This is a genomic window from Marivirga arenosa, from assembly GCF_030503895.2.
Taxonomy (GTDB): Bacteria; Bacteroidota; Bacteroidia; order Cytophagales; family Cyclobacteriaceae; genus Marivirga; species Marivirga arenosa.
The window spans coordinates 2,981,346-3,005,090 of sequence record NZ_CP129970.2 but is presented as its reverse complement, the minus strand read 5'-3'; the positions used below and the strand labels follow the sequence as shown (position 1 = coordinate 3,005,090).

18 protein-coding genes are annotated in these 23,745 nt (G+C 33.0%); 10 read left to right on the top strand and 8 right to left on the bottom strand.

Going from position 1 to position 23,745, the window contains the following annotated elements:
- Positions 1-109 precede the first annotated feature (109 nt).
- On the top strand, positions 110-1,762 hold the full coding sequence (recN, locus tag QYS48_RS13085) for a DNA repair protein RecN (RefSeq protein ID WP_308356305.1): 1,653 nt from the start codon (positions 110-112) through the stop codon (positions 1,760-1,762).
- A 1-nt stretch (position 1,763) separates the two neighbouring features.
- On the opposite strand, the gene QYS48_RS13080 is transcribed toward recN, so the two are convergent.
- Entirely contained in the window at positions 1,764-2,771 is a 1,008-nt protein-coding gene (locus QYS48_RS13080) for an acyl transferase (RefSeq protein WP_308356304.1), read from the bottom strand.
- Between the two features lie 12 nt (positions 2,772-2,783).
- Here QYS48_RS13080 and QYS48_RS13075 point away from each other — a divergent pair, with 12 nt between their 5' ends.
- On the top strand, positions 2,784-3,521 hold the full coding sequence (locus QYS48_RS13075) for a hypothetical protein (protein WP_308356302.1): 738 nt from the start codon (positions 2,784-2,786) through the stop codon (positions 3,519-3,521).
- 53 nt (positions 3,522-3,574) lie between these two features.
- On the opposite strand, the gene QYS48_RS13070 is transcribed toward QYS48_RS13075, so the two are convergent.
- Positions 3,575-4,471 carry a M48 family metallopeptidase gene (locus tag QYS48_RS13070; protein ID WP_308356301.1) on the bottom strand — a complete coding sequence of 299 codons (897 nt, stop codon included), beginning with the start codon at positions 4,469-4,471 and terminating at the stop codon, positions 3,575-3,577.
- 139 nt (positions 4,472-4,610) lie between these two features.
- Between QYS48_RS13070 and QYS48_RS13065 the strand changes: the two genes are divergently transcribed.
- Genes QYS48_RS13065 through QYS48_RS13035 form a run of 7 tightly spaced genes read left to right on the top strand, consistent with a single transcriptional unit; the run spans position 4,611 to position 11,171 of the window.
- Positions 4,611-5,222 (top strand): fumarylacetoacetate hydrolase family protein, encoded by a 612-nt coding sequence (locus QYS48_RS13065; RefSeq protein WP_308356300.1) that lies wholly within the window; start codon positions 4,611-4,613, stop codon positions 5,220-5,222.
- Positions 5,209-7,104, top strand: coding sequence for a M23 family metallopeptidase (locus QYS48_RS13060; RefSeq protein ID WP_308356299.1), 1,896 nt, complete (start codon positions 5,209-5,211; stop codon positions 7,102-7,104). The genes QYS48_RS13065 and QYS48_RS13060 overlap by 14 nt, the downstream gene beginning before the upstream one ends.
- A 5-nt stretch (positions 7,105-7,109) precedes the next feature.
- Entirely contained in the window at positions 7,110-7,559 is a 450-nt protein-coding gene (gene bcp, locus QYS48_RS13055; RefSeq protein WP_308356298.1) for a thioredoxin-dependent thiol peroxidase, read from the top strand.
- Between the two features lie 6 nt (positions 7,560-7,565).
- A complete protein-coding gene (locus tag QYS48_RS13050; protein ID WP_308356297.1) occupies positions 7,566-8,417 on the top strand; it encodes a transketolase in 852 nt (283 codons plus the stop codon).
- Positions 8,418-8,461: 44 nt separating this feature from the next.
- Entirely contained in the window at positions 8,462-9,847 is a 1,386-nt protein-coding gene (locus tag QYS48_RS13045; protein WP_308356296.1) for a VWA domain-containing protein, read from the top strand.
- A 10-nt stretch (positions 9,848-9,857) separates the two neighbouring features.
- Positions 9,858-10,817, top strand: a complete 960-nt coding sequence (locus QYS48_RS13040; RefSeq protein WP_308356295.1) for a transketolase family protein — start codon at positions 9,858-9,860, stop codon at positions 10,815-10,817.
- Positions 10,818-10,874: 57 nt separating this feature from the next.
- Positions 10,875-11,171: an antibiotic biosynthesis monooxygenase family protein gene (locus QYS48_RS13035; RefSeq protein WP_308356294.1), complete on the top strand. Its 297-nt coding sequence runs from the start codon at positions 10,875-10,877 to the stop codon at positions 11,169-11,171.
- Between the two features lies 1 nt (position 11,172).
- Here the strand turns inward: QYS48_RS13035 and QYS48_RS13030 are convergent, their stop codons facing one another.
- Entirely contained in the window at positions 11,173-12,147 is a 975-nt protein-coding gene (locus QYS48_RS13030; RefSeq protein WP_308356293.1) for a polyprenyl synthetase family protein, read from the bottom strand.
- 37 nt (positions 12,148-12,184) lie between these two features.
- Between QYS48_RS13030 and QYS48_RS13025 the strand changes: the two genes are divergently transcribed.
- Positions 12,185-13,042, top strand: a complete 858-nt coding sequence (locus tag QYS48_RS13025; RefSeq protein ID WP_308356292.1) for a prolyl oligopeptidase family serine peptidase — start codon at positions 12,185-12,187, stop codon at positions 13,040-13,042.
- Positions 13,043-13,052: 10 nt separating this feature from the next.
- Here the strand turns inward: QYS48_RS13025 and QYS48_RS13020 are convergent, their stop codons facing one another.
- The 5 genes from QYS48_RS13020 to QYS48_RS13000 all read right to left on the bottom strand — a co-directional run bounded on the left by QYS48_RS13020 (position 13,053) and on the right by QYS48_RS13000 (position 23,610).
- On the bottom strand, positions 13,053-13,472 hold the full coding sequence (locus QYS48_RS13020) for a hypothetical protein (RefSeq protein WP_302101300.1): 420 nt from the start codon (positions 13,470-13,472) through the stop codon (positions 13,053-13,055).
- The gene (locus QYS48_RS13015) at positions 13,472-17,185 is read right to left on the bottom strand and encodes a T9SS type A sorting domain-containing protein (protein ID WP_308356291.1); all 3,714 of its coding nucleotides are present in this window, start codon (positions 17,183-17,185) and stop codon (positions 13,472-13,474) included. The genes QYS48_RS13020 and QYS48_RS13015 overlap by 1 nt, the downstream gene beginning before the upstream one ends.
- A gap of 721 nt (positions 17,186-17,906) precedes the next feature.
- A complete protein-coding gene (locus tag QYS48_RS13010) occupies positions 17,907-19,001 on the bottom strand; it encodes a hypothetical protein (RefSeq protein ID WP_308356289.1) in 1,095 nt (364 codons plus the stop codon).
- A 10-nt stretch (positions 19,002-19,011) separates the two neighbouring features.
- Positions 19,012-20,463 carry a SusD/RagB family nutrient-binding outer membrane lipoprotein gene (locus QYS48_RS13005; protein ID WP_308356287.1) on the bottom strand — a complete coding sequence of 484 codons (1,452 nt, stop codon included), beginning with the start codon at positions 20,461-20,463 and terminating at the stop codon, positions 19,012-19,014.
- Between the two features lie 18 nt (positions 20,464-20,481).
- A complete protein-coding gene (locus QYS48_RS13000; RefSeq protein ID WP_308356286.1) occupies positions 20,482-23,610 on the bottom strand; it encodes a SusC/RagA family TonB-linked outer membrane protein in 3,129 nt (1,042 codons plus the stop codon).
- Between the last annotated feature and the right edge of the window lie 135 nt (positions 23,611-23,745).

Here is a 23,745-nt window from a genome sequence, read left to right as displayed (position 1 = left end):
ATTACTGCTTTTCAACAAATCAAGCTATTTTGAATAAGAAGAAATTATAGATTAATCAATCCGTAATTTTTAAGTAAATTAGCCCTAATTATTTAAAGATTTAGCGAATATGCTTCAAAAGCTCTTAATTAAAAACTACGCATTAATACAAGAACTAAATATTGAACCTTCTCCAAATTTAAACACTATAACAGGTGAAACGGGAGCTGGTAAATCTATTATGTTAGGTGCAGTGGGTTTATTAATTGGAAAAAGAGCTGATACTAAAGTTCTTTACTCATCAGAGAAAAAATGTATAGTTGAAGGTATATTCAATATCAAAGAATATAATCTAAAATCATTTTTTGAAAATGAGGACTTAGATTACGATGAAGAATGTGTAATAAGAAGAGAAATAAGCGCAAGTGGTAAATCAAGAGCTTTCATTAATGACACTCCAGTAACTTTAGATGTATTAAAAAACCTCGGAGCTTATTTAATGGATGTTCATTCTCAACATGAGACTCTATTATTAGGGGATCAAGATTTTCAATTACGGATTATAGATGCCTATTCAAATACTCTCGATAGCCTTTCGGAATATCAAGCATTATACAAATCATATGTTGAGGCCCATAGAAAACTAAAATCATTCAAAGAAAACTCAGCTCAGCTTCAACAAGAAAAAGAATTCAATCAATTTCAGTTTGATGAATTAGATAAGGCTAAATTAAAAGCTGACGAACAAGATGATCTAGAAAATAAGCTGGAAATATTAGAGAATGGAGAACAAATAAAACTGAAACTATCTGAAGCTTATGAGTTGGTAGATGGATCTGAATTTTCTGCTATTCAAAATTTACATCAAGCGGTTGAAAGTCTAAAAAGTATTCAGACCTATGGCAAAGATTTTCAAGAACTTTCTGATAGACTTAACAGTACTTTTATTGAAATTCAGGATATAGCTAAAGAGCTAGAAATAACCGCAAATGAATTTGAACACCAGCCAGAAGAGCTTCAATATACACAGGAAAGACTTAGCCTAATATACTCCTTACAGCAAAAGCATAAGGTTGATAAAGTAGTTGATTTAATAAAAGTTAAAGATGAGTTAGAAGATAAGCTCTTATCTGTTCAAGATGCCGAAGGAAGTGAACAGAAACTCCAGCAAGCAGTAGATCAAACTTTTGAGAATATGAATAAAAAAGCTCAAGAGATAAGTAAAAAAAGAATACAACATTTCAACAAATTAGAAAATGAGTTAATTGATCTGTTAGCTGATTTAGGAATGGAAAATGCAATTGTGAAAATTGATAACCAGCCAAAAGATCATGACAAAACAGGCATAGATGATATAAAAATTCTATTCAGTGCCAACAAAGGTATTGCTCCTCAAAACCTTAAAAATGTTGCCTCCGGTGGTGAATTTTCAAGATTAATGTTTTCAATAAAATATATTATGGCAGATAAAATTGCCATGCCAACCATTATTTTTGATGAAATAGACACAGGAATTTCAGGTGAAATTGCCATAAAAATGGTAAATATGATGCTTAAAATGTCAGAAAACCATCAAGTTATCACCATTAGTCATCTACCACAGATTGCAGCTAAAGGACATCAGCATTACTTTGTTTATAAAGACAACTCGTCAGAAAAATCAGTAAGTAAAATTAAATTACTCACTAAGGATGAAAGGTCTATGGAAATTGCAAAGATGATTGGAGGTAAAAACCCTAGTGAATCAGCAATCCAGAGTGCAAAAGAATTGTTGGCTGTCTAATTTATTGAACCATCAAATTACAACCCCTAATATCTGAATTATCAAAACGACCTAAAACCTGAAAACTACCATCCGGATTCACTTTTCCTACATCCTGAGTCTCGATAAATGCACAGCTATCAATGTTGGCAAGGTCAATCACATTAATACCTCCAGTTCGAGTAGCATATTCTTTAATATCAAATGGATCATTTACTTCACGGATAAGGATTTTCATAGAATTTGAGGGTTTAAAAATCCCATTTCCTGTACTATAGCTTTGTGATAATAGTTCCGTCATACCATATTCAGAATGAATTTCGTTCACTTTTAATCCTTCACATAAAATACTATGTAACTCCTCCCTTACTATCTCTTTCCTGCGTCCTTTCATCCCTCCTGTTTCCATGATGATACAATCTGAAAAATCACACTTATAATTTTCAGCTAAATCTAAAAGTGCAAAGCTTACCCCCCAGATGATAATCTTTTTTCTTGTATTCTCACTTTTCAACTGTTTTACTTTATTAACTAAGCTGTTCAAATCATTTAAATAAAAGCCTGAATGTGGTGATTCAGTCTTTTTAATAAAATCATCAACCATGACTACCAATGAAGAACCTGTTCTTTCTAAATAGGATGGCAATAAGGCTAAAATAATATAATCATGAAGCTCCCCATATTCTTGCTGAAAAATCTTTTCAGCATTTTTAATATAATGATTTAAGGAAGGTAAATAATGCTTACTAGTTGTACCAGAACCCGTACCACTACTCTCAAAAACAGCCTCAAAATTTACAGTTGCTTCAGAAGTAGTTACAACTTGATGCCTTTTAAAAAAATCAATGGGTAGAAATGGAATATCTGATATATTCTCGATAACTAAAGGATCAATTTTAAGAGCTTTTATGAATTTTTTATACAGTAAATTATATTTACTTTGATATCTGAAAAGAGATAAAGCAAATTCCGTAAAATTTTCAACATTTAGGGCATCAAATTGCTTTATTAAGCGTTCTCTATCTGACATTAGTTTTAAATTATGCAATACAATATTAAAAATAAGGCATCGCATCTCATATTAAATTCCTTCTTAATTATTGGAATATTAGTTTTTTTAACCGGATGTCCTACTCCGCCAGAATTTCCAGATGAACCTACTATAGAATTTGAAGATATTCAGTTTCGTCAAGAAACAGAACAATCCCCTAGTGGCCAACCTTTAAACCAAGATGTAATCAGTGTTACCATAAATTTTGAAGACGGTGATGGGGATTTAGGTTTACGATCAAGTGAGATTGAACCTCCTTATCAGAATTTTGACATCCCTTTAGATGAAAATGGAGATCTTATCTTTTTTGGCGACTCTCCTGATTTACCACCATATAATTTTTATGATTATTTAATAGTATCTGATTCTTTAACAATAAATGGTACAGTACTGTCAAATGATACATTATATGTTAGATTTAATGAGAGGCATTTTAATATCTATATATCATTTTTCTATAAGAGACCAGGGGATTCTGATTATCGTCAGTTTGATTGGGAAAGAGAACCAAGATTTTATCAATCATTTCATGGTAGATTTCCTATTCTGAATACGGAAAGCTATGAAAGACCGCTGAACGGATCTTTAACCTATGAAATGAGAAGTGCTGGTTTTCGATCAATATTTCGTGATTATCCAATGTATTTACAAGTCTATATTTTAGATAGAGCAGGAAATAAAAGTAATACCATCACCACTGACCCCATTAGATTAATAGGCTCACAATAAAAAAGCACATGATTAAGAACCATGTGCTTATGAATCGTTTAAACTGAATTAATTTAATTACCAATCTTCATTTTCATCTGAGTTTTTGTGTTAGTCTTATTAGTTGATGAAGTTGAAACATTTTCTAAATTAGGAATTGGATCATTTCCTGCTTTTCTACTTCTAGCATAATATTTCTTAGCTTCGGGTAACAATTTCTTTAAATCATTTATTCTTGTATCACTACTTGGGTGGGTACTTAAAAATTCAGGCGGAGCACCCGCTGATTTAGCTTTCATTCTTTTCCAAAATTCAGGAGCTTCTGCAGGATCATAACCCGCTAATGCCATGAATTTAATGCCAAGTTCGTCAGCTTCAGATTCATGAAGTCTACTAAATGGCAACATAGCTCCTACTGTACTTACTCCGGTATAAGCTGTCATAGCAAGAGCTTGAGCTTTTTCTGGTTGCTCTCTCATTAAAACACTTAATAGAACCCCTCCTCCTTGTTGAGCTAAGGCCTGACTCATTCTTTCTCCACCGTGCTTTGCCACTGCATGGGCCACTTCATGTCCCATTACTACTGCAATTCCAGCTTCGTTTTCACAAACTGGAAGTATCCCTTCATAAAAAGCAACTTTACCACCTGGCATACACCACGCATTCACAATATTTTCTGCAATCAGGTTAAACTCCCATTCAAAACCCTCAGTAGCACTTGACAAGTCGTTTTCCTTTAAATACTCTTCTACAGCATTCTTAATTCTATTTCCTACCTTTTTAACCATAGCAGTTTGTGCAGCATTAGAAGAAAGCTGACTTTCTTTTAGCACCTGATTATATGAACTAAAGCTTGATGCATTTAATTGACTATTAGGGATTGCATTAAACTGCCTTCTATCCGTTAAAGGCACCTTTTTACATGCAATTACAATTAATAACAATAAGAATAGACTTAATAACTTTTTCATATTTCAATGTTTAAATACAAATGGTAAAATTACAGTTTAAAATCGCTTAAGTACCATTGAAAAGAAATCTTTTATAATTTAACGAAACTTTCATTTTTATAGTTAAAAGAAACTATATTTTTGCATAAAATTTCATCTCATGAAGATACTGGCAATTGGAAGAAATTATGGAGATCACATTAAAGAGCTTAAGAACGAGCGACCTGATGAGCCTGTAATTTTCACAAAACCCGATACTGCCATTCTTAAAAATAATGATCCTTTTTATTACCCGCCTTATTCAAATGATATTCATCATGAAGTAGAATTAGTGGTCAGAATTTGTAAAGAAGGTAAATTTGTAAAGGAGGAACATTCACATAAATATTACGATAAGATAGGTTTAGGTATTGATTTCACTGCTCGTGATCTTCAAACTAAAGCAAAAGAAAAAGGATTACCATGGGCGATTGCTAAGGGCTTTAATGGTTCAGCTCCTATTTCAGACTGGATAGAGAAAGGAGAATTTGAGGATATTCAAAATATCAATTTTTCACTTAAAGTTAACGGAGAATTAAAGCAATCTGGTAATTCGGAATTGATGCTTTTTTCAATTGATTATATTATTTCTTATTTATCAAAGTTTTTTACTTTAAAAACTGGAGACATAATATTCACTGGTACTCCGAAAGGTGTAGGTCCTATTAACATTGGAGATAGACTTGAAGGTTATATTGAAGATAAAAAATTACTTGATTTTGAAATTAAATAATTATAAAATAACATTTACCCTTTTCATCCTAAGCTTAGCTTTCACGCTTAAAGCACAAAATTCTGACCCCTACACTTTCCCAATACGTCCAAATAAAACAAATTTCTTATCCGGTACAATGGGAGAATTACGTTCCTCTCACTTTCATGCTGGTATAGATATTAAAACGGGTGGAAAAATTGGAGAAGCTGTTCATGCAACTAAACGAGGATATATAACCCGAATAAAGGTTTCTACTGCAGGATATGGAAATGCATTGTATATGCTTCATCCTGATGGTAACACTTCAGTTTATGCTCATTTACATGAGTTTGATGAGGAGATCCAGAAATACGTAAAAGAAGAACAATACAAACAACAAACATTTGAAATCGAATTATTTCCTGAACCTTATCAATTTTCCTATAAAACTCAGGAAGTGATAGGTGTTTCTGGTAATACAGGAGGTTCAATGGGGCCTCATTTGCATTTTGAAATTAGAGATTCTCAACAAAGAGTTTTAAACCCACTACATTACGGTTTTAAAGAAATTAGAGATAATATCCCTCCTATTTTACAAGGTTTTGTCATTAGGCCAATGAATGAAGATTCAAAAGTTGAAAATGAATTCAAAAGGCAAAATATACCCTACAATAGAACGGGTTTTAATTATACAGTAGAAGATACAATTAGTGCAATAGGTAAAATTGGATTAGAACTATGGGGCCATGATAAATTAAATGGATCCGCAAATAAAAATGGAATTAGCATAATTGAAGTGAATGTAAATAATGAACTTCAATACAGACAGAATATTGATGTGATGAGCTTTGGCTTACAACGCCATATTTTGGTTCATTACCCATATGATGTAAAAGTAACATCAGGGGCACGGTATCATAAGCTTTATGTTGATGATGGAAATAGCCTAAAATATTATGATACCAAAAATGAAAACGGCACGCTAAATATTAAAAATGGAGAGGTGTATAATATTAGCATAAAAATGTTAGACCCGTATGGAAATACTAGTAAGCTTGAAATGGTAATCAAAGGAGAGCAAGCTAGGAGCCGATTAGATAAATCGATTGATTTTGAATTAGATGAGTTGGAATACATGGTAGATGATGATTATCTAAAAATTTATGCTCAGTCCAATTGTAATGATGATGCAGAAGAATTGAATCTCAACTTCGATAAAAAAATCAAAAGCATAAACCCTTCTTATTATTTAGATAGCGTGGCAGTTTATATTTGGAGTTTAAAAAAAGGTATACCTACCTCAATTTTAAATTGTGAAAAAGGAATGTCAATCAATCCAATTAAACAAATTGTTCCATATAGCGAAACTTCCATTTCAGAATCAAATATGGATATTAGCTTCAGTAAATACTCATTATTTGATACCATTTACTTTCAAACAGATTATGAAATCATAACTAAGGACTCACTAGAAATATTTTCATTGAATCCTAGAACTTCACCTTTAAAGAGTTATATAGAAATAGAATTGAGTCCTCAATTAAATCACTATGATGAAGAGAAAAGTCATGTTTACAAAACAGATGATACTGGGAACTTCTCATTTGAAGGCGGAGAATGGAATAATGGTAAATTAAAGTTTAGTACAAGAGAATTAGCGAATTATACCATTTTATCTGACACTGCTCTACCTACTATTAAACCAAATGGAAATCTTAGTTATATTATTATAGATAATTTATCAGGAATAGCATCTTATGAAGCTCATTTAAATGGAGAATGGATTCTTATGAAATATGAGCCAAAAGATGATTTAATATGGGTTGAATGGCCAGACACACCGATTGAAAAAAACGGTGAATTTGTGTTAAAGGTCATTGATAATGCTGGAAACGAAACAGAATATATCACTAAATTATAAATACTATGGACTTAAATATAGGAGATAAAGCACCTGATTTCAATGCCAAGGATCAGGATGGAAATGAAGTTAAATTAAGTGATTTCAAAGGTAAAAAAGTAGTTTTATACTTTTACCCTAAAGACAATACACCGGGTTGCACGGCTCAAGCTTGTAATTTGAGAGATAATTATGAAGCCTTACAGGAAAAAGGTTATGTAGTTCTAGGTGTAAGTCAAGATTCTGAGAAATCACATCAAAAATTTATAGAAAAGCAAAACTTGCCTTTTCCGTTAATTTCAGATGGAGATCACACAGTGCATAATTTATATGGTACTTGGGGCGAGAAAAAAATGTATGGTAAAACCTATATGGGTACATTAAGAACCACTTTCATTATTGATGAAGAAGGTAATATTGAAGACATCATTAATAAAGTAAAAACAAAAGAACACACAGCACAAATTTTAAAATAATAATCAATGGCAAGTCAGGCAAACATTCCAGAACTGGAAAAAATAGCTTCTCAGGTTAGAAGAGACATCGTTAGAATGGTACACGCAGTTAATTCAGGTCATCCTGGAGGATCTTTGGGATGTACTGATTTTTTTGTGGCTTTATATTTCCACATATTAAAGCACAATAAAGACTTTAATATGGACGGAATTAATGAAGACATTTTCTTTTTGTCTAATGGTCACATTTCACCGGTATGGTACAGTGTTTTAGCAAGAAGTGGTTACTTTGAAGTTTCAGAATTAAGCACCTTCAGAAAAATTAACAGCAGACTTCAAGGCCACCCTACAACAGAAGAAAAACTTCCAGGAGTTAGAATTGCATCTGGATCATTAGGCCAAGGATTATCTGCTGCATTGGGCGCTGCTCAGACCAAAAAGCTCAATAATGATGATCAATTAGTTTATGTATTAATGGGTGATGGAGAGGTACAAGAAGGGCAAATCTGGGAAGCTGCCATGTATGGAGCCCATCATAAAGTGGATAATATAATTGCTACCATTGATTATAATGGACAGCAAATTGATGGCCCTATATCAGAGGTAATGGACTTAAAAGACCTGAAAGCAAAATGGCAAGCTTTTGGATGGGAAGTTATTGAAAGTGAAGGTAATGACATGTCTGAAATCATTAAATCATTAGAACATGCTAAAAGCCTTACCGGAAAAGGTAAGCCTATTCTAAATCTAATGAAAACCGAAATGGGTTATGGTGTAGATTTCATGCAAGGCACACACAAATGGCATGGTGTTGCTCCAAATGATGAACAACTTACTGATGCACTATCTCAATTAGAAGAAACATTAGGAGACTATTAAAATATAAAATTATGCGTTAGGAAAATTTCCTAACGCATCTTTTAATGAAAATTAAATATACCATATCGTTCATATTTTTACTCTTTGTGATCCATTTTGCAAAAGCACAGAGAGTAGAGCAGAGTATTCCTGAAAAAACAAGAATATTATTTCTTTTTGATGCATCAGGTAGTATGTTGGCTCCTTGGGGAAATGAACTACGTATCGATGCTGCAAAAAGAGTATTAACAGACTTAGTAGATTCTCTTAGAGTAAATGATAAGGTAGAATTAGCTCTTAGGCCATATGGCCATTTAACACCTGCCAAAGAAAGAAATTGTAAAGATACTAAACTGGAAATCCCTTTTGGCCCAGATAATAATGATGATATAATTAATCGATTAAAATACATCTATCCTAGGGGAACCACTCCTATTGCCTATTCATTAGAGCAATCAGCCACAGACTTTCCACAAGATGATAATTATAGGAACATCATCATAATTATAACAGACGGTATAGAATCATGTGATGGTGATCCTTGTGCTGTTTCATTAGCACTACAAAAGAAAGCCATATTCCTTAGGCCCTTCGTCATTGGTTTAGGAATGGAAGAAAAATTTGAAGCCGAATTTGATTGTTTAGGTGAGTATTTTAACGCTAAAAATATTAATGCCTTTAGAAGTGTTTTAAATGGAATCTTAAACCAATCCTTAAGTAAAACTACTGCAAGTGTTGAGCTATTAGATGAAAAGAATAGGCCGGTAGAAAAAGATGTAAATGTCTCTTTTATTAATACTTTTACTGGTATATCTGAATTTGACTTTATTCACTTTAGAGATAAAAATGGTAAACCTGATACCGTGGAAGTTGATCCAGTTTTGAGTTATGATGTAGTGGTGAACACTGTTCCTCCTGTTGTAAAACGAAATGTATATTTAAAAGGCGGTACACACAATGTAATTAGAATAAAAAGCCCCCAAGGATCCTTAAGAGTAAACCAAGATAATTCTTTTGAATACGATAAAGACGTTCAAGTAATTATTAAAAGATCTTCCGGAAGCGAAATCGTTAATACTCAAGCTATAAAGGCAGAAGAGAAATATTTAATCGGGAATTATGACATCGAAATATTAACCTTGCCAAGAATTAACATTAAAAACATCAACATTAGTCAAGGTAAAAAAAGGAATATCAACATTCCAGCACCAGGTAGAATCAATATCATTTATAGTAGTAAAGGTAAAGGAAGCTTATATTCAGTAGATGAAGACGGAAGGCAAACCTGGATTAAAAAATTAGATTTAGATGGAGGAAAAACCAGTTTTGGTATACAGCCAGGAAGATATAAATATGTTTACCGCTCAGATAGAGCTATGGGAAGTAAATACACTCAAATAAAAGAATTTGTAGTAAAATCAGGACAAACCCTTAATATTAAAATATACTAATAAGAGTAAAATGGCAGAAACTAAATTTACGTTTACAGAAAAAAAAGATACTCGCTCTGGTTTTGGTGATGGTCTTTTAGAAGCAGGCAAGAAAAATGATAAGGTTGTTGGCTTATGTGCAGATTTAATTGGATCTCTGAAAATGGGAGCATTTCAAAAGGAATTTCCTGACAGATTTTTCCAAACAGGTATTGCAGAAGCTAACATGATGGGGCTTGCGGCTGGAATGACAATTGGAGGGAAAATTCCTTTTACCGGAACATTTGCCAATTTCTCTACAGGAAGAGTATATGATCAGATTCGTCAATCTATCGCTTATTCTGAAAAGGATGTGAAAATATGTGCATCTCATGCAGGAGTAACTCTTGGGGAGGATGGAGCAACTCACCAAATTTTGGAGGATGTAGGAATGATGAGAATGCTTCCTAATATGACTGTTATAAATCCGTGCGACTACAATCAAACTAAAGCGGCTACTTTAGCTATAACAGATCATGAGGGACCTGTATACTTAAGATTTGGTAGACCTAAAGTTCCTGTATTCACTCCTGCAGATCAAAAATTTGAGATTGGAAAAGCAATAAAAATGATTGAGGGTTCAGATGTTACTATTTTTGCTACCGGTCATTTAGTATGGGAAGCTGTTGAAGCTGAAGCAATTCTAAGAGAAAAAGGTATTAGTGTTGAACTAATTAATATCCATACAATAAAGCCTCTAGATGTGAAAGCTATTTTAGAATCTGTTAAAAAGACTGGCTGCGTGGTTACCGCTGAAGAGCATCAGAAAAACGGTGGTTTAGGGGATGCTGTAGCGCAAGTATTAACAGAACAATTACCAAGCCCACAAGAATATGTTGCTGTGAATGATAAGTTTGGAGAAAGTGGAACTCCTGCTGAATTAATGAAAAAATATGGCTTAGATGCTGAACATATTGTTTCAGCAGTAGAAAAAGTTATAAAAAGGAAATAATACCGATAATCAAAGCCTGTTATATGAAAAATATAGCAGGCTTTTTAATTTCTAATTATGGTAATCAGAATTGTTAAAATGACCTTTAAAGAAGGAAAAGTTGATGATTTTCTTGAAATATTCAATAAATACAAATCAGCAATTCGCAATCAGAAAGGTTGTAATCATTTAGAGCTTTGGAGAGATAAAAATAATACCAATACCTTCAGTACTTACAGTATATGGGACTCAGAAGAATATTTGAACAATTATAGAGGTTCAGAAATATTCGGTTTGGTATGGCCAGCTACAAAGGCACTGTTTTCTGAAAAACCACAAGCTAGTACTCACATTCAAGAATATAAATTAGATTAGATTATTTTTTCCTCTCAATCGTATACTGTACTAAATCCATTAATGATTTACGATAGTTCGAATCTGGAAAGTCTTTAATGATTTTCATCGCTTCATCATAATAGTTATGCATTACCTCAGTTGCATAGTCTATCCCATTTTTTTCCTTAACAAAAGACACCACCGTTTTTACAGTGGAATTCTTCTCACTCTTATTCTTGATTAACTTAAGAATTTGTTTTTGTTCGGATTTATCAGAATTGTTTAAAGCGTAAATCAAAGGCAGAGTCATCTTCTTTTCTTTGATATCAATTCCTAATGGTTTCCCTATTTCATTAGTACCATAATCAAATAAGTCATCTTTAATTTGAAAAGCCATACCCACCTTCTCACCAAAGAGTTTCATTTTCTCACTTACTTCATCATCCTTAATTACAGAACGACTTCCAACTGCACAGCATGAAGCAATTAAAGATGCCGTTTTTTGTCTAATAATATCATAATAAATATCCTCTGTAATATTAAGCTTTCTAGCCTTTTCAATTTGAAGTAACTCTCCCTCACTCATTTCTCTCACGGCCTCGGAAACAATTTTAAGCAAATCATAATCCTCATTATCTACAGATAATAGTAATCCACGAGACAAAAGATAATCACCCACCAGAATAGCGATCTTATTTTTCCATAATGCATTGATTGAGAAAAATCCTCTACGATAATTAGCATCATCCACAACATCATCATGAACAAGAGTAGCCGTATGCAATAATTCAATAAGGGCAGCACCTCTATAGGTAGCCTCATTTATTTCACCATGTACGCCTGCAGAAAGAAAAACAAACATAGGACGCATCTGTTTTCCTTTCCTCTTTACAATATAACCCATGATTTTATCAAGCAAATAAACCTTACTTTTCATGAACTGACGGAATTTTATTTCAAATTCAGCCATTTCATTTTTTATGGGTGATTGTATTTCTCTAATTTTACTACTCATGAGTGTGCAATATTACTACCAAATGAATATCTAAGCAATGCAATCAAACAAAATGATTCAAGAAAATATAATTATTAATAGTTCGCTTCACGAAAAGCCAATTACTGCAGATATTAAATATATTCCTTCTAAGGATAAGAAACCGTTAATACTTTTTGTTCACGGTTTTAAAGGATTTAAAGATTGGGGAGTATTCAATCTTTTTGCTAATGAAATGGCTAATAGAGGATTTATTTTTATGAAAATAAATTTAAGTCATAATGGAACTACTCCGGAAAATTTATCAGATTTTAAAGATCTGGAAGCCTTTGGAAATAATAACTTCACTATTGAATTACATGATCTAAAAGATAGTATAGATTATTTATATTCTGAGAATAATATAATCCCAAATGACGAAATTGATTATAATCAATTAAACCTGGCTGGGCATAGCAGAGGTGGTGGACTGGTTATATTAAAAGCCAGAGAGGACGATAGAATCAAAAAAGTAATAACTTTAGCAGCTATTAGTGATTTAAGCAAAAGATGGCCTGAGAGCTTCTTAAAAGAATGGAGAGACAAAGGAGTTCAATACATAGAAAATAAGAGAACAAATCAGCTTATGCCACTTTATGTTCAATTATATGATGACGTTTTAGAGAATCCTGATAGATTATCAATCCCCAATGCTATCAAAGAAATGAAACAGCCTCTTTTAGCTTTTCATGGAACAAAGGATGAGACACTACCAATTGAAATGGCTTATCAAATAAAAGAGATGAAACCAGATACAGAATTAATAATATACGAAAATGAGAATCATGTGTTTGGAGCAGCTCATCCATGGAAGGAGAATAAACTTCCACAAACTTTCGAAAATATTTTGAACGAAATAGAGAGATTTTTAAAGTAAAAAAAGCTGCTCAGTTTTGAGCAGCTTTTTTATTTGATTTCTTACCTGTTTTAACATCAATTATTGAAGTATAATCTTCTATGGTTTCAGAATCATTTTTAAGTATTCCTGGTGGCCTGACTACTTCAATTTCATAAGTAGAAACCCATTTTACCTTTCCGTTTGCAATCGATTCTTTCAGGACAATTTCATTTGAAGCCTTATTAATTACAGCATACTTCAATATATCATTTCCTGACTTATCGCCTACATTATCATTGAACACCGCCAAAATGAACTCTTCATTTTCATTTAAAATAAGTTCATCTGCTTCATGCTCAAAATACTCTTGCGCTAATTCCTTATAGGAATCATCTGATTGAGATGCCATATTTTTATTGGTACAAGCAAATGCCAATAATACAAATGCTATACTGTAAATATATTTCATTATTGTTTTATAATTCTTCTTGTGAATAATTTACCCTTTGCATCAGACATTTGGAATAAATATATACCCTGTTTTAAATCTGAAACATCAATTTGGTTCAAATCAGAAATATTTATTTGTTTAACCAAAACACCTTTTGAGCTGTAAATCTTTAATGAACTAATATTATTAGCTTTTGATATATTAATAATATCATTTACTGGGTTAGGATAGATATTAAATTCAGCATTTATCTGCTCAGCATTTGAAGTAATGAGTCTTTCTTCAGCTGTGGATGTAAATACCTGATTATTAATATATGAATTTATCTTTAAGTCATTTATTCCTGCTTGATCATAATCAAATTCAATAATTCTATTACCATCTTCTTCAGTAAAAGTTCTATCATCCGTATAGACTACTTCAGAATTAAATAGAACTTCCACCTTATCAAATGGCTCATTATTTTCGATTTCAATAGAAACAGGATATACATTTCCATTAACTGAAGATTCAAAATTATAAATCTCAGGAGTTACATCAATAGATTTTATATTAAATCTTGTTGAATTATATTCCGTTCCATCAACTAAGCCAGTAATTTTAAAATACGCTCCATCAAAAGTTACGAAATTCGTCAATGAAATAGTATTGTTCCCTACAGTTGGGTTATCAATTTTTGCTATTTCAAAATCATTTACTAGAATCCTAACTTCATCATAAGCAACTGGAAGATCCAAACTTAATTCTGCCTTACCATATCCCAAATAATCAAATTGACTTATTTTTAATGTAGTGGCAGCTAACTCACCTAATTTGGCAGACCATATCCCTCTTCCGTGAGTCCCCAGTACAACCTCATCATCAACAAGCTTCATTGACCAAATAGAAACAGAAGGTATCTCATTCCTAATATTCCAGCTTTGTCCACCATCTAAAGATTCATAAAGACCAATTTCAGTACCTACCCAAATAATATCTGTATTGAAAGGCATGACTAACAAACTATGAACAAAAACATCTGGAAACCCTCTATCACTTTCACCATTATTACCTTCGAATCCGGATATATCATTCCATGTAGCGCCCAAGTCTGTAGTTTTTAAAATCTTTGGAAATCCAGCGATACTAAAAAGTGCATAGGCAGTATTTTCATCAGTTGGATGGGTATATATTCCAGTATAAAAAGCACTTGGATCATTTTCATAATTATTTACAGGATTGTAAGTTTCTCCTCCATCTGTTGATACAAATAAATTTAATACGCCTTCTGCCATACCAGCACCTGCCCATACAATTTGATCATTTGCTAGTGATACCTCAACATCACTGGCACTAGCTGTACCTCCCCATAAATCGCTATCGATAGTTTTCATCGTCCATGATTGACCAAAATTTGTACTTTTATAAACTCCAGCCTCACCAATTGCATAAATCACATCAGGATCTGTTGTTGAACCTGCAAGACGAGTAATAAAAGGGCCATCAGTAACTCCTGTGTTAGCAGGTGAAAATGATACGCCACCATTAGTAGATCTTCTTAATCCATTAAATTGAGATCCACCTATAACCTTGTTTGGATCAGTCGCATGCCATATTACTTCAAAACCATCTCCTCCTATTTTAAAATCATATTCATTTGTCTCATCTACATCGGATCCACTTGATATATAAGTTCCGTTATCTTGCATCCCACCAATATACTGTTCTTCTCCTGGTTTTTTATCAGCTCCATAAAATTGAGAAGTAACATAACCAGATTCTTTTTCTACAAATGTTTCACCATTATCTGTCGAAAATCCAAATCCACCATCATTACCGTTAATAATCATGAAAGTTTCATTTTCATCATCGGTTTTTATAAAAGTGAGATTATGATGATCTGGATGTAGATTATTAGTATTTTGGTTTTCCCAGTTTCCATAAGCATCATAAACTGCTGAAGTTGTAGATAGTGCTAAATCTTGTTGACCATAGTTTAATCTGATAGTGGAGTTCGGTATATTGGAAGGCTCCCATGTTGCTTCTTCTGATAGTACAGGCCAGAAATAATACATATTTGCATACTCTACTCCGCCATTAATACCTATATTTTGATTTGGAGAATTTGCATCATAAGTAATATCATGTATGTAAAAATATTCACGAGCATTGCTTAAAGCATCATCTGATTCACTTCTTTTATTCAAATTAAAAACACCATTGTTCTCCTGATCTCTAAAAGAGACCATCAGTTGTCTTTGATTCTCAGTATCCCAAACTTCAAAAGGAACATCTACATAATCTTGATATGTATAATCAGAAATAGGTACTCCTGAGGTTTCACCTTCTGGAATAGTAAATCTATGTGCTTTCTGTGTATTATCTCCTCCAAACCTTATTTCAACAGTTACAGGATTATTTGATGGGCTATTTGAACCACTTGAAACGTCTATTGTACCTGCATTGAATTCAGCACCAAATGAAACAAAGGCAACTAAATCAGCCCCCTCAATGTCTACCCCTTTAAATGTACTCTCACTTGATAAAGCTGGATCTATATTAAATTTTCCAATACTAACTCCCCCAACGAAAACCTCATTTTCGTCATATGGGTTTACTGCAATACTGTTATCATACCAACCCTGGTTACCGAGGAAAGAATCATCATAACCTTCCTGAGACCTTACTCTGTACCAATTCTCACCTTTATCTCTACTTAAATAAAGAACTGTTGCAGGTGTTTCAGACCCTGCTATGCTTTGATAAGTAGAAGTATAAATAAAATTAGGATTGGACGGAGATATAGCTATTTCAAACCTTGCACCACCATTTATTCCATTTGATGACAAGTTCCAAGTATCACCAGCATCAACTGATTTAACAATCCCAAGACTATTAACTGCTGCATATTGGATATTAAAATCTAACGGGTCTACCTGAAGGTCTTGCACTGACCTTGTATTATTGCCAATTTGAGAAGTATATTTCTCCACCCAAGTTTCACCCCCATCTAATGATTTAAAAATTCCCTCATTCGTAGCTATGACAACAATATCTGAATTTGAAGGGTCAATTTTAATTCTATTTACAGACTCAAAGTCATTATTATTAACAGTCGAAGGCAACAAAAACCAATTCTCCCCCCTGTCCTCAGATTTGTAGATACCATCACCTCTTACAAATGTTGAATTACCAGCAAACACCTCTCCAGTACCAACGTAAAGAATATCTGGATTTGAAGGAGATTGAGCAATTGAATTAGTTGATAAGTTTGGAATATCAGGAGATAAATTAGTCCAACTGTCACCACAGTCAGTAGTTTTCCAAATGCCTCCACTAGCTGCTCCAGCGATCCAAGTACAGTTGGAATTATCTTCTGGATCTACAGCTATTGCTCTAGTTCTTCCTCCAACATTACCGGGGCCTCTAGATATAAATTCTGCATCTAAGGATCTGATTCTTTTACTTCTTAGGTCAGCCTTTGATTTTTCTAATTCTTGATACCTATATCCTTTTGTATAAGATGATGACTCTTCATTTATTCTTTTTGATATTGAATTATAATATTCAATAAATCCATCTGGTTTCATGTATTCATCTTTTCCAGATTTTATTTTAGTCTTTTTTACTGACCACAATGATTCACTATCATAATTAGAAATTTGGTCTAGTTTAGAAGAATGTTGGATATAAACAAATAAAACTCCTAACGATAAGAGTAAGATAATGGGGGTTAGATAATTATTTCTCATTAAGATTATGTTTTTTACAAAACTACTACAAAATATTACATCATAAAATTCCCGATGAATTAAATTCTTAGCTAAACAAAAAAATCAAATTAAATCTCATTAACCTGTTAAATTATCAAATTACAAATTCTATTACGCTACAGATGTATGAATTTTCTACTAAATGGATAAAATATCCAGTTATCAATTGATCTAAACAAAGAAATAGAATAACGTAACCCATGGAAAGTAAATTAGAAAAATATACTATTAAGTATTAGGTATAATTATTAAGTATTTTACATGAGGTTAACATTATAAACTATTACTAAATGATGTAATTAAACTTAACAGTATGTCTTTCTAATAAGATAAAGAAAAAAATAATTATGACTTTATATGTCAATCTGATATAGCTCCAAAATATGCAAATTTGATAAACTATCTTTCCACTTAACACATAGAATTCAAGACAAGATTAGGATAAAACCGAATTCCATAACTTTTAGTACTGTTATTAATAAAAGTAGAACTACAATTGAAAATTGAATCAAAGAAAAAAGTTATGGCTCTAAGAATGCAAAAAAGATTTTACATACTTTTAAATGATTAAAGAATCAATTAATAATCAAAAGATTTAAAAAAACCTGTGAAGAAAACTCCACAGGTTTTTTAAATATATTTAAACGCTCTAAACTTAATTTGCCTGAGTTAATTAAAGCAAATTTTGTTTGCCAGTTTGCTACTCTGTAGGTCCAGCAATTACTTTAAATGAAGTAAGAGAACCTAATAATACTTCTTCATCACCAGAAGTAATTGAAGTCAATTCTACATTTAATTCAGTAGGTGTAGCGCCTTCTTCAATCCAAGCTTCGTCAATATCTAAAACAATTTCACTAGAAGTTTCACCTTCAAATATTTGAAGAACACCTCCAGTTTTATCTGCTAAAGGAATTGGAGTACCATTAGCATCTGTAACAGAATAACCAATAGTTACATCATCTTCAGCAGCAGCTGTTAAATCAACATCTATAAAGAAATTTCCAGCACTACTAATTTCTACTTCTTCACCTTCAACTGTTAAATTAGCCTGCTTTGTATTATCTGATATATATATAACAGACTGACCTAATTCTAGTGAATCAGGAGCTAACTCTACAGCTGCAGATTTAGTACCAGTAGTCAGAATGTTATTTAATGTAATAGAAAAGTCTCTAACACCATCTAAAGATGTATTATCATTTAACAAAATTTGTACAAAGGCTTGAGTTTCACCAGCTGGAAAAGTTAATACATTAGTTGGATTTAATACCTCAAAGTCAGTACCTTCTACAGCTGTTCCATTCACTACATTAAAGTCAGCAGTTGTTTCAAAAATATTTCTTTCGGAAATATTTATAGGCAAAAACAAAGTATCTCCTCCAGAAACATATTGATTTTCAGTTAACCTTAAAGTGTCTTGACCAACACCTAAAAACTCATTAACTGTTTCTACTGAGAAAGTAACTGATCCTTCTAGTCCAACATCATTTGAAACTTGAACTGTATAAGTTCCCTCGTCTTCAGCTACAATCGATACAAATTCACCCCCTCTACCAGCAACTTCTTGTAAAGTAGCGTTTCCGTCACCAGAAACTGACCAGCTATAAGATTCGTCTATCGTATAACCTTCTACATTGAATGTTCCTGCTTCATAAGTTAAAATTGATCCTGGACCAGAAATCAAAAGATTCTCTCCAGGTTTGAAACTAATCTGCTCCTCTTCTGAATCACAAGAAACAAAGCCAAGTGATAAAAAGAATAAAGCAATAAAGAATATATTATTTAATTTTTTCATAAATTTCTAATTAATCTAAGTCCCAAAATAAGTTAGTGTCATAAGCATCTGAACCAATATTACTTGCTGCATTTTGATAATTAGCACCGTTCAGATTTTGTTCATCTTGAGGATATAGCCTACGATTCAAAATGTTTGAAACGTCAACAAAATTCACAGCAGGATCAATCTCAACTAAGTTGGCAGCAGGCAAACTTTCTAAATCCAATCTCCTAATCTCAGCCCATGATTGCCATCCCTCGTAATACATAGCTATGTATTTCTGAACCTTTAAATTATCTTCTGTGTATGGATTAGCAGCAATGTAATCACCAATAGCATTCCCATCAGTAATATTCCAATAATTCATACTTGCTGTGATTGCTTGAGCATAATAATCAGCAGCTGAACCACCAATCCATCCATTTGATGCAGCTTCAGCCAAAATAAAAGATGTTTCAACAAACCCCATTAAAGTACCTGGGAAATCGGCAGCATATACTTGAGGATTTAATTGTGAAACAGCATCTCTACTGATACCTGCAGCAACTGCACTTGTAACTCCATAAGGAAGCCCCTCAAAAGTACCTGTATTTGCTGCTGGAACGAAATATTCTCCAATACGAGGATCCCCTAATCCATTCAATAATTCAATAAAGTTCTCTGTAGCACAATAATCTTGACGACCGTTTACCACATAAGAAACATATAATGGATTAACATTAGGTTGTGCAGTTATATATTGAATAGCTGCGTTATCAGCATTCGATTTCATTGCACCTTCCGCTGCAGCAGAAATAGTTTGTTCAGCTAAAGATGGATTTACATCTGACAATCTAATTCCAATTCTTAATAATAATGAATTACCAAATTTTTGCCATTTAGACAAATCCCCATCAAAAATTACATCTCCACCAGGGAAGCCAGGAGCAGACGGATCAATAGCAGCAACTGCGCTTGAAACAGAATCAATCAATGCAGAATAAATTAATTCCTGATCTGAATAAGCTGGAGAAGGTATATCAACACCTTGCAAGGCTTCTTCAAATGGAATATCACCATAAATATCAACCATTGAATGATACGCCCAAGACTGTAATATTGTAGCGACTGCATTTTGATTTATGCCTTGTTGGCCTTTATCAATTGTTGTATTTACTTTTTTTATCTCCTGCAAGTCATTAATTGCAGTGTAAAAATCAGACCAAAATGTATTATTTGTGTTGGCTCTGAATTGATATCTTGTTTCATCAGAGTACTCGTTTTGTGCCCAATACTGTGATACTGTCATACCAAAAGCTACATTATCGAAGCCTCCGTATAATCGATTACCTAATTGACGTTCTGCTGAAGTTAAAAGGTATTCAACAGGTACCTCAGTAGGTCTATTAGGATCTTCATTAATCTCTGTAAGATCTTCGCAAGATGTAGCGAATACTAATACAGCGAATAATAAGATATATAGTTTATTTAAATTCTTCATGTTTCGACTTTTTAATTATTAAAATCCTAAACTTACTTTAAAACCATAAGATCTTAAACTTGGAAGTGCACCACCTTCAAGTCCTTGAATATTACCTGAATTAGTAACATTTTCTGGATCAAGGTGTGGTATTTTTTTAGAAATAATTGCTAAATTTCTTCCTTCCACAGCAAGATTAATTTTAGTAAACGGAGTATTCCCAATGATGCTGTTTGGTAATGAATAGCTTAATACAACTTCTCTCAATTTGACAAAACTTGCATCATACACATGAGCCCCTCCTAATCCAAAATGGCCTTGGAAAAATGAAATAGGGTCTATAACTGTAGTATTTTCCTCGCCTCCTTCGGTTACACCATCTGCTATTAATCCAACCTGTCTTATGTTTCCTTCCACAGTTTCTTGTGTCATTCCTGAGTATTTTGCAAATAGATTTGTTACTGAATGCAATGCTCCTCCCTTCTGAAAATCAACTAAAAAGCTAAGATTAACTCCTTTATAATTAAAGCTATTTCTTACTCCTCCTGTAAAATCAGCTAATACAGAGCCTAATGCTACTGGGCTACTAGTGGCTAAATAATTACCATTTGAACCAATAACTTTTCTTCCATTATCATCTCTTAGGAAATCATTTCCGTAGATTGTTCCATATCTTTCTCCCACTCTAGCATCTAAACTCACTACGCCAAATAGTTCATTAGCTAAACGGTAATTATCAATCCCTTCTGCTAATTCTTCCACTCGGTTATCATTTTTAGCCCAGTTAACTAAGACATTCCATTGAAAGTCATCGGCTTGAATAACTGCTCCTGAAAGGCTTATCTCTGCTCCTTGATTTACCATTCTACCTGCATTAATAATTTGTGCATTATAACCAGAGGCAGCTGAAACATCTACTTCGAAAATTTGATCAGTTGAAACATTATTATAATAGGTTGCATCAAAAGTTAGCCTATCATTTAAAAACCTTAACTCAGTTCCAATTTCATAACTGTTTGTTTGTTCTGGTCTTAAATTTGGATTATTTAAAGTCCCTGGCAATGAATACGCTGGATTAACACCAAAATTTTGACCTGGAGCATATACAGTTGATATTCTATATGGATCTGTGTCATTACCTACTTGTGCAACACTACCTCTCAACTTACCAAATGTGAAAATATCTCCACCGTTTAAGGCATCTAGCTCTGAGAAAATAAAGGTACCACTAACAGAGGGATAGAAATATGAGTTATCTCCATCTGGTAAAGTAGAGGAAACATCATTTCTTAAGGTAGCATCTAGGAATACTAAATCTTCGTATCCCATAGTTAAGGAAGCAAACCAACTATTTATTTGTCTTTCAGAAGTGAAATCTGAAAGTACATTTCTATCAATAGAATTTTCTAAATTGTAGAAACCTGGAACACTTAAGCCTCCTTGTGTTTGCCCGTAGTTTCTATTATACTTATCCATTCTGATGTTACCTCCAATGAATGTAGATAAAGAAATTTGATCATTTATTTCACCATCATATTTTAACATCATATCCATATTCGTTTCTGAAACTTGACGAACATCTTCACTGTAGAAAGACTGTCCTACAGATCCTTCTGCAACTCTTCCTTCTCTTCTATCAGTATAAAAATCGGTTAGCACTCTACCTGATAATGATAAATTTTCAGTGAAATCATAATTTAAACCTATATTACCAAATATTCTGTCTCTCCCATCATTTTGGAAATTTTCATTTCTAATCCAGTAAGGGTTATCGGCATAAAGTGGAAATGCTGTACTTTCACTTATTCTATTCCAAGACCTTTGTGCTCCTGTAGCTTCAACTTTATAATTTTTTAATTCATCAAAATCAAGCTGTCTCTGACCAAAGTGGTTAAATTGTACAATTAAATCACCATATCCCTGTTGCGGTCTTCCTAAAGCTCTTGATTGTACATAATTTACATTTGCATTCGCACTCAATTTATCTGTCAAAAAGTATGAACCATTAAAATTAACTGTGTTACGAGTCATTTCACTATTCGGCATAATACCTTTTTGATCTAAATTAGTAAAGGACATTCTGAATGAACCATTGTCATTTGCACCAGAAAAAGAAACATTGTTATTTAAAGTTACTTGAGTTTGATAGAAGTTTTTAATGTTATCTGGATGTGCTTCCCAAGGTGTTTCTTCTCCAAAATTTGGATGATCCTCATAATAACTATACCATTGACGAACAGGTCTTCCATCTAATTTAGGTCCCCAACTCTGATCAACAGCAAAACTAACTACATCTTGACCATTGCTATTCGTTGCAAATGGACCAAATCCACCACCATATTCATTCTGATATTCAGGTAGCACTAAAGGTGTAGCGAATGTGACTCCAGAGTTCACGCTAACACCAATACCTTTACCTTTTTTACCCTTTTTGGTAGTGATTATAATTACACCGTTAGATGCCCTGTTTCCATACAAAGCAGCAGCACTAGCACCTTTCAATACTGACATGCTCTCAATATCTTCTGGGTTAATATCCTGTGCAGCGTTACCATAATCATAACCACTAGCACCTCTTGATTGACCAGTAGTATTAAAGTTAGAATTATCAATTGGGGTTCCATCAACTACAAATAGTGGCTGATTATTACCTGCAATTGAATTTGCACCTCTAATTAAGATTCTAGATGATCCACCTAAAGCACCCGAGTTACCTCCAATTTGAACCCCAGCAATCTTACCTTGCAATGAGTTTACAATGTTAGTCTCTCCAGCTTTTATGATTTCATCTCCGCCAACTTCTTGAACAGAATATCCTAAAGACTTTTGTTCTCTTTCAATCCCTAAAGCTGTAACAACCACTTCACCTAGTTGTTGAACATCTGGCACCATTGTTACGTTGATTTGGGATTTAGATCCAATTGTCACTTCGGTTTTCTCATATCCAATATAGGTAAATACAAGTACCTCGGCATTTGATGGTAAAGGTAGTTTGTAATTACCATCAAGATCTGTAGTGATACCATTAGTAGTACCTTTCACAATTACATTTACTCCTGGTAATGGACCATTTTCATCCGTTACCGTACCCGATACTATTCTATCCTGAGCCCATGAATGTGAGGCAATCAGGAAGAAACTTAGCATAAGTAATAGTCTCTTCATCATATTATGTTTAGGTTATAAATTAGTTAGAACACTAATATATGTTTTATAAAAAGGAATAGACAAGAAATCTGGAGACAATTATTCAACCAAACGGTTATTGTTACAATTCTTCAACTAAATATTTAAAAGATCATA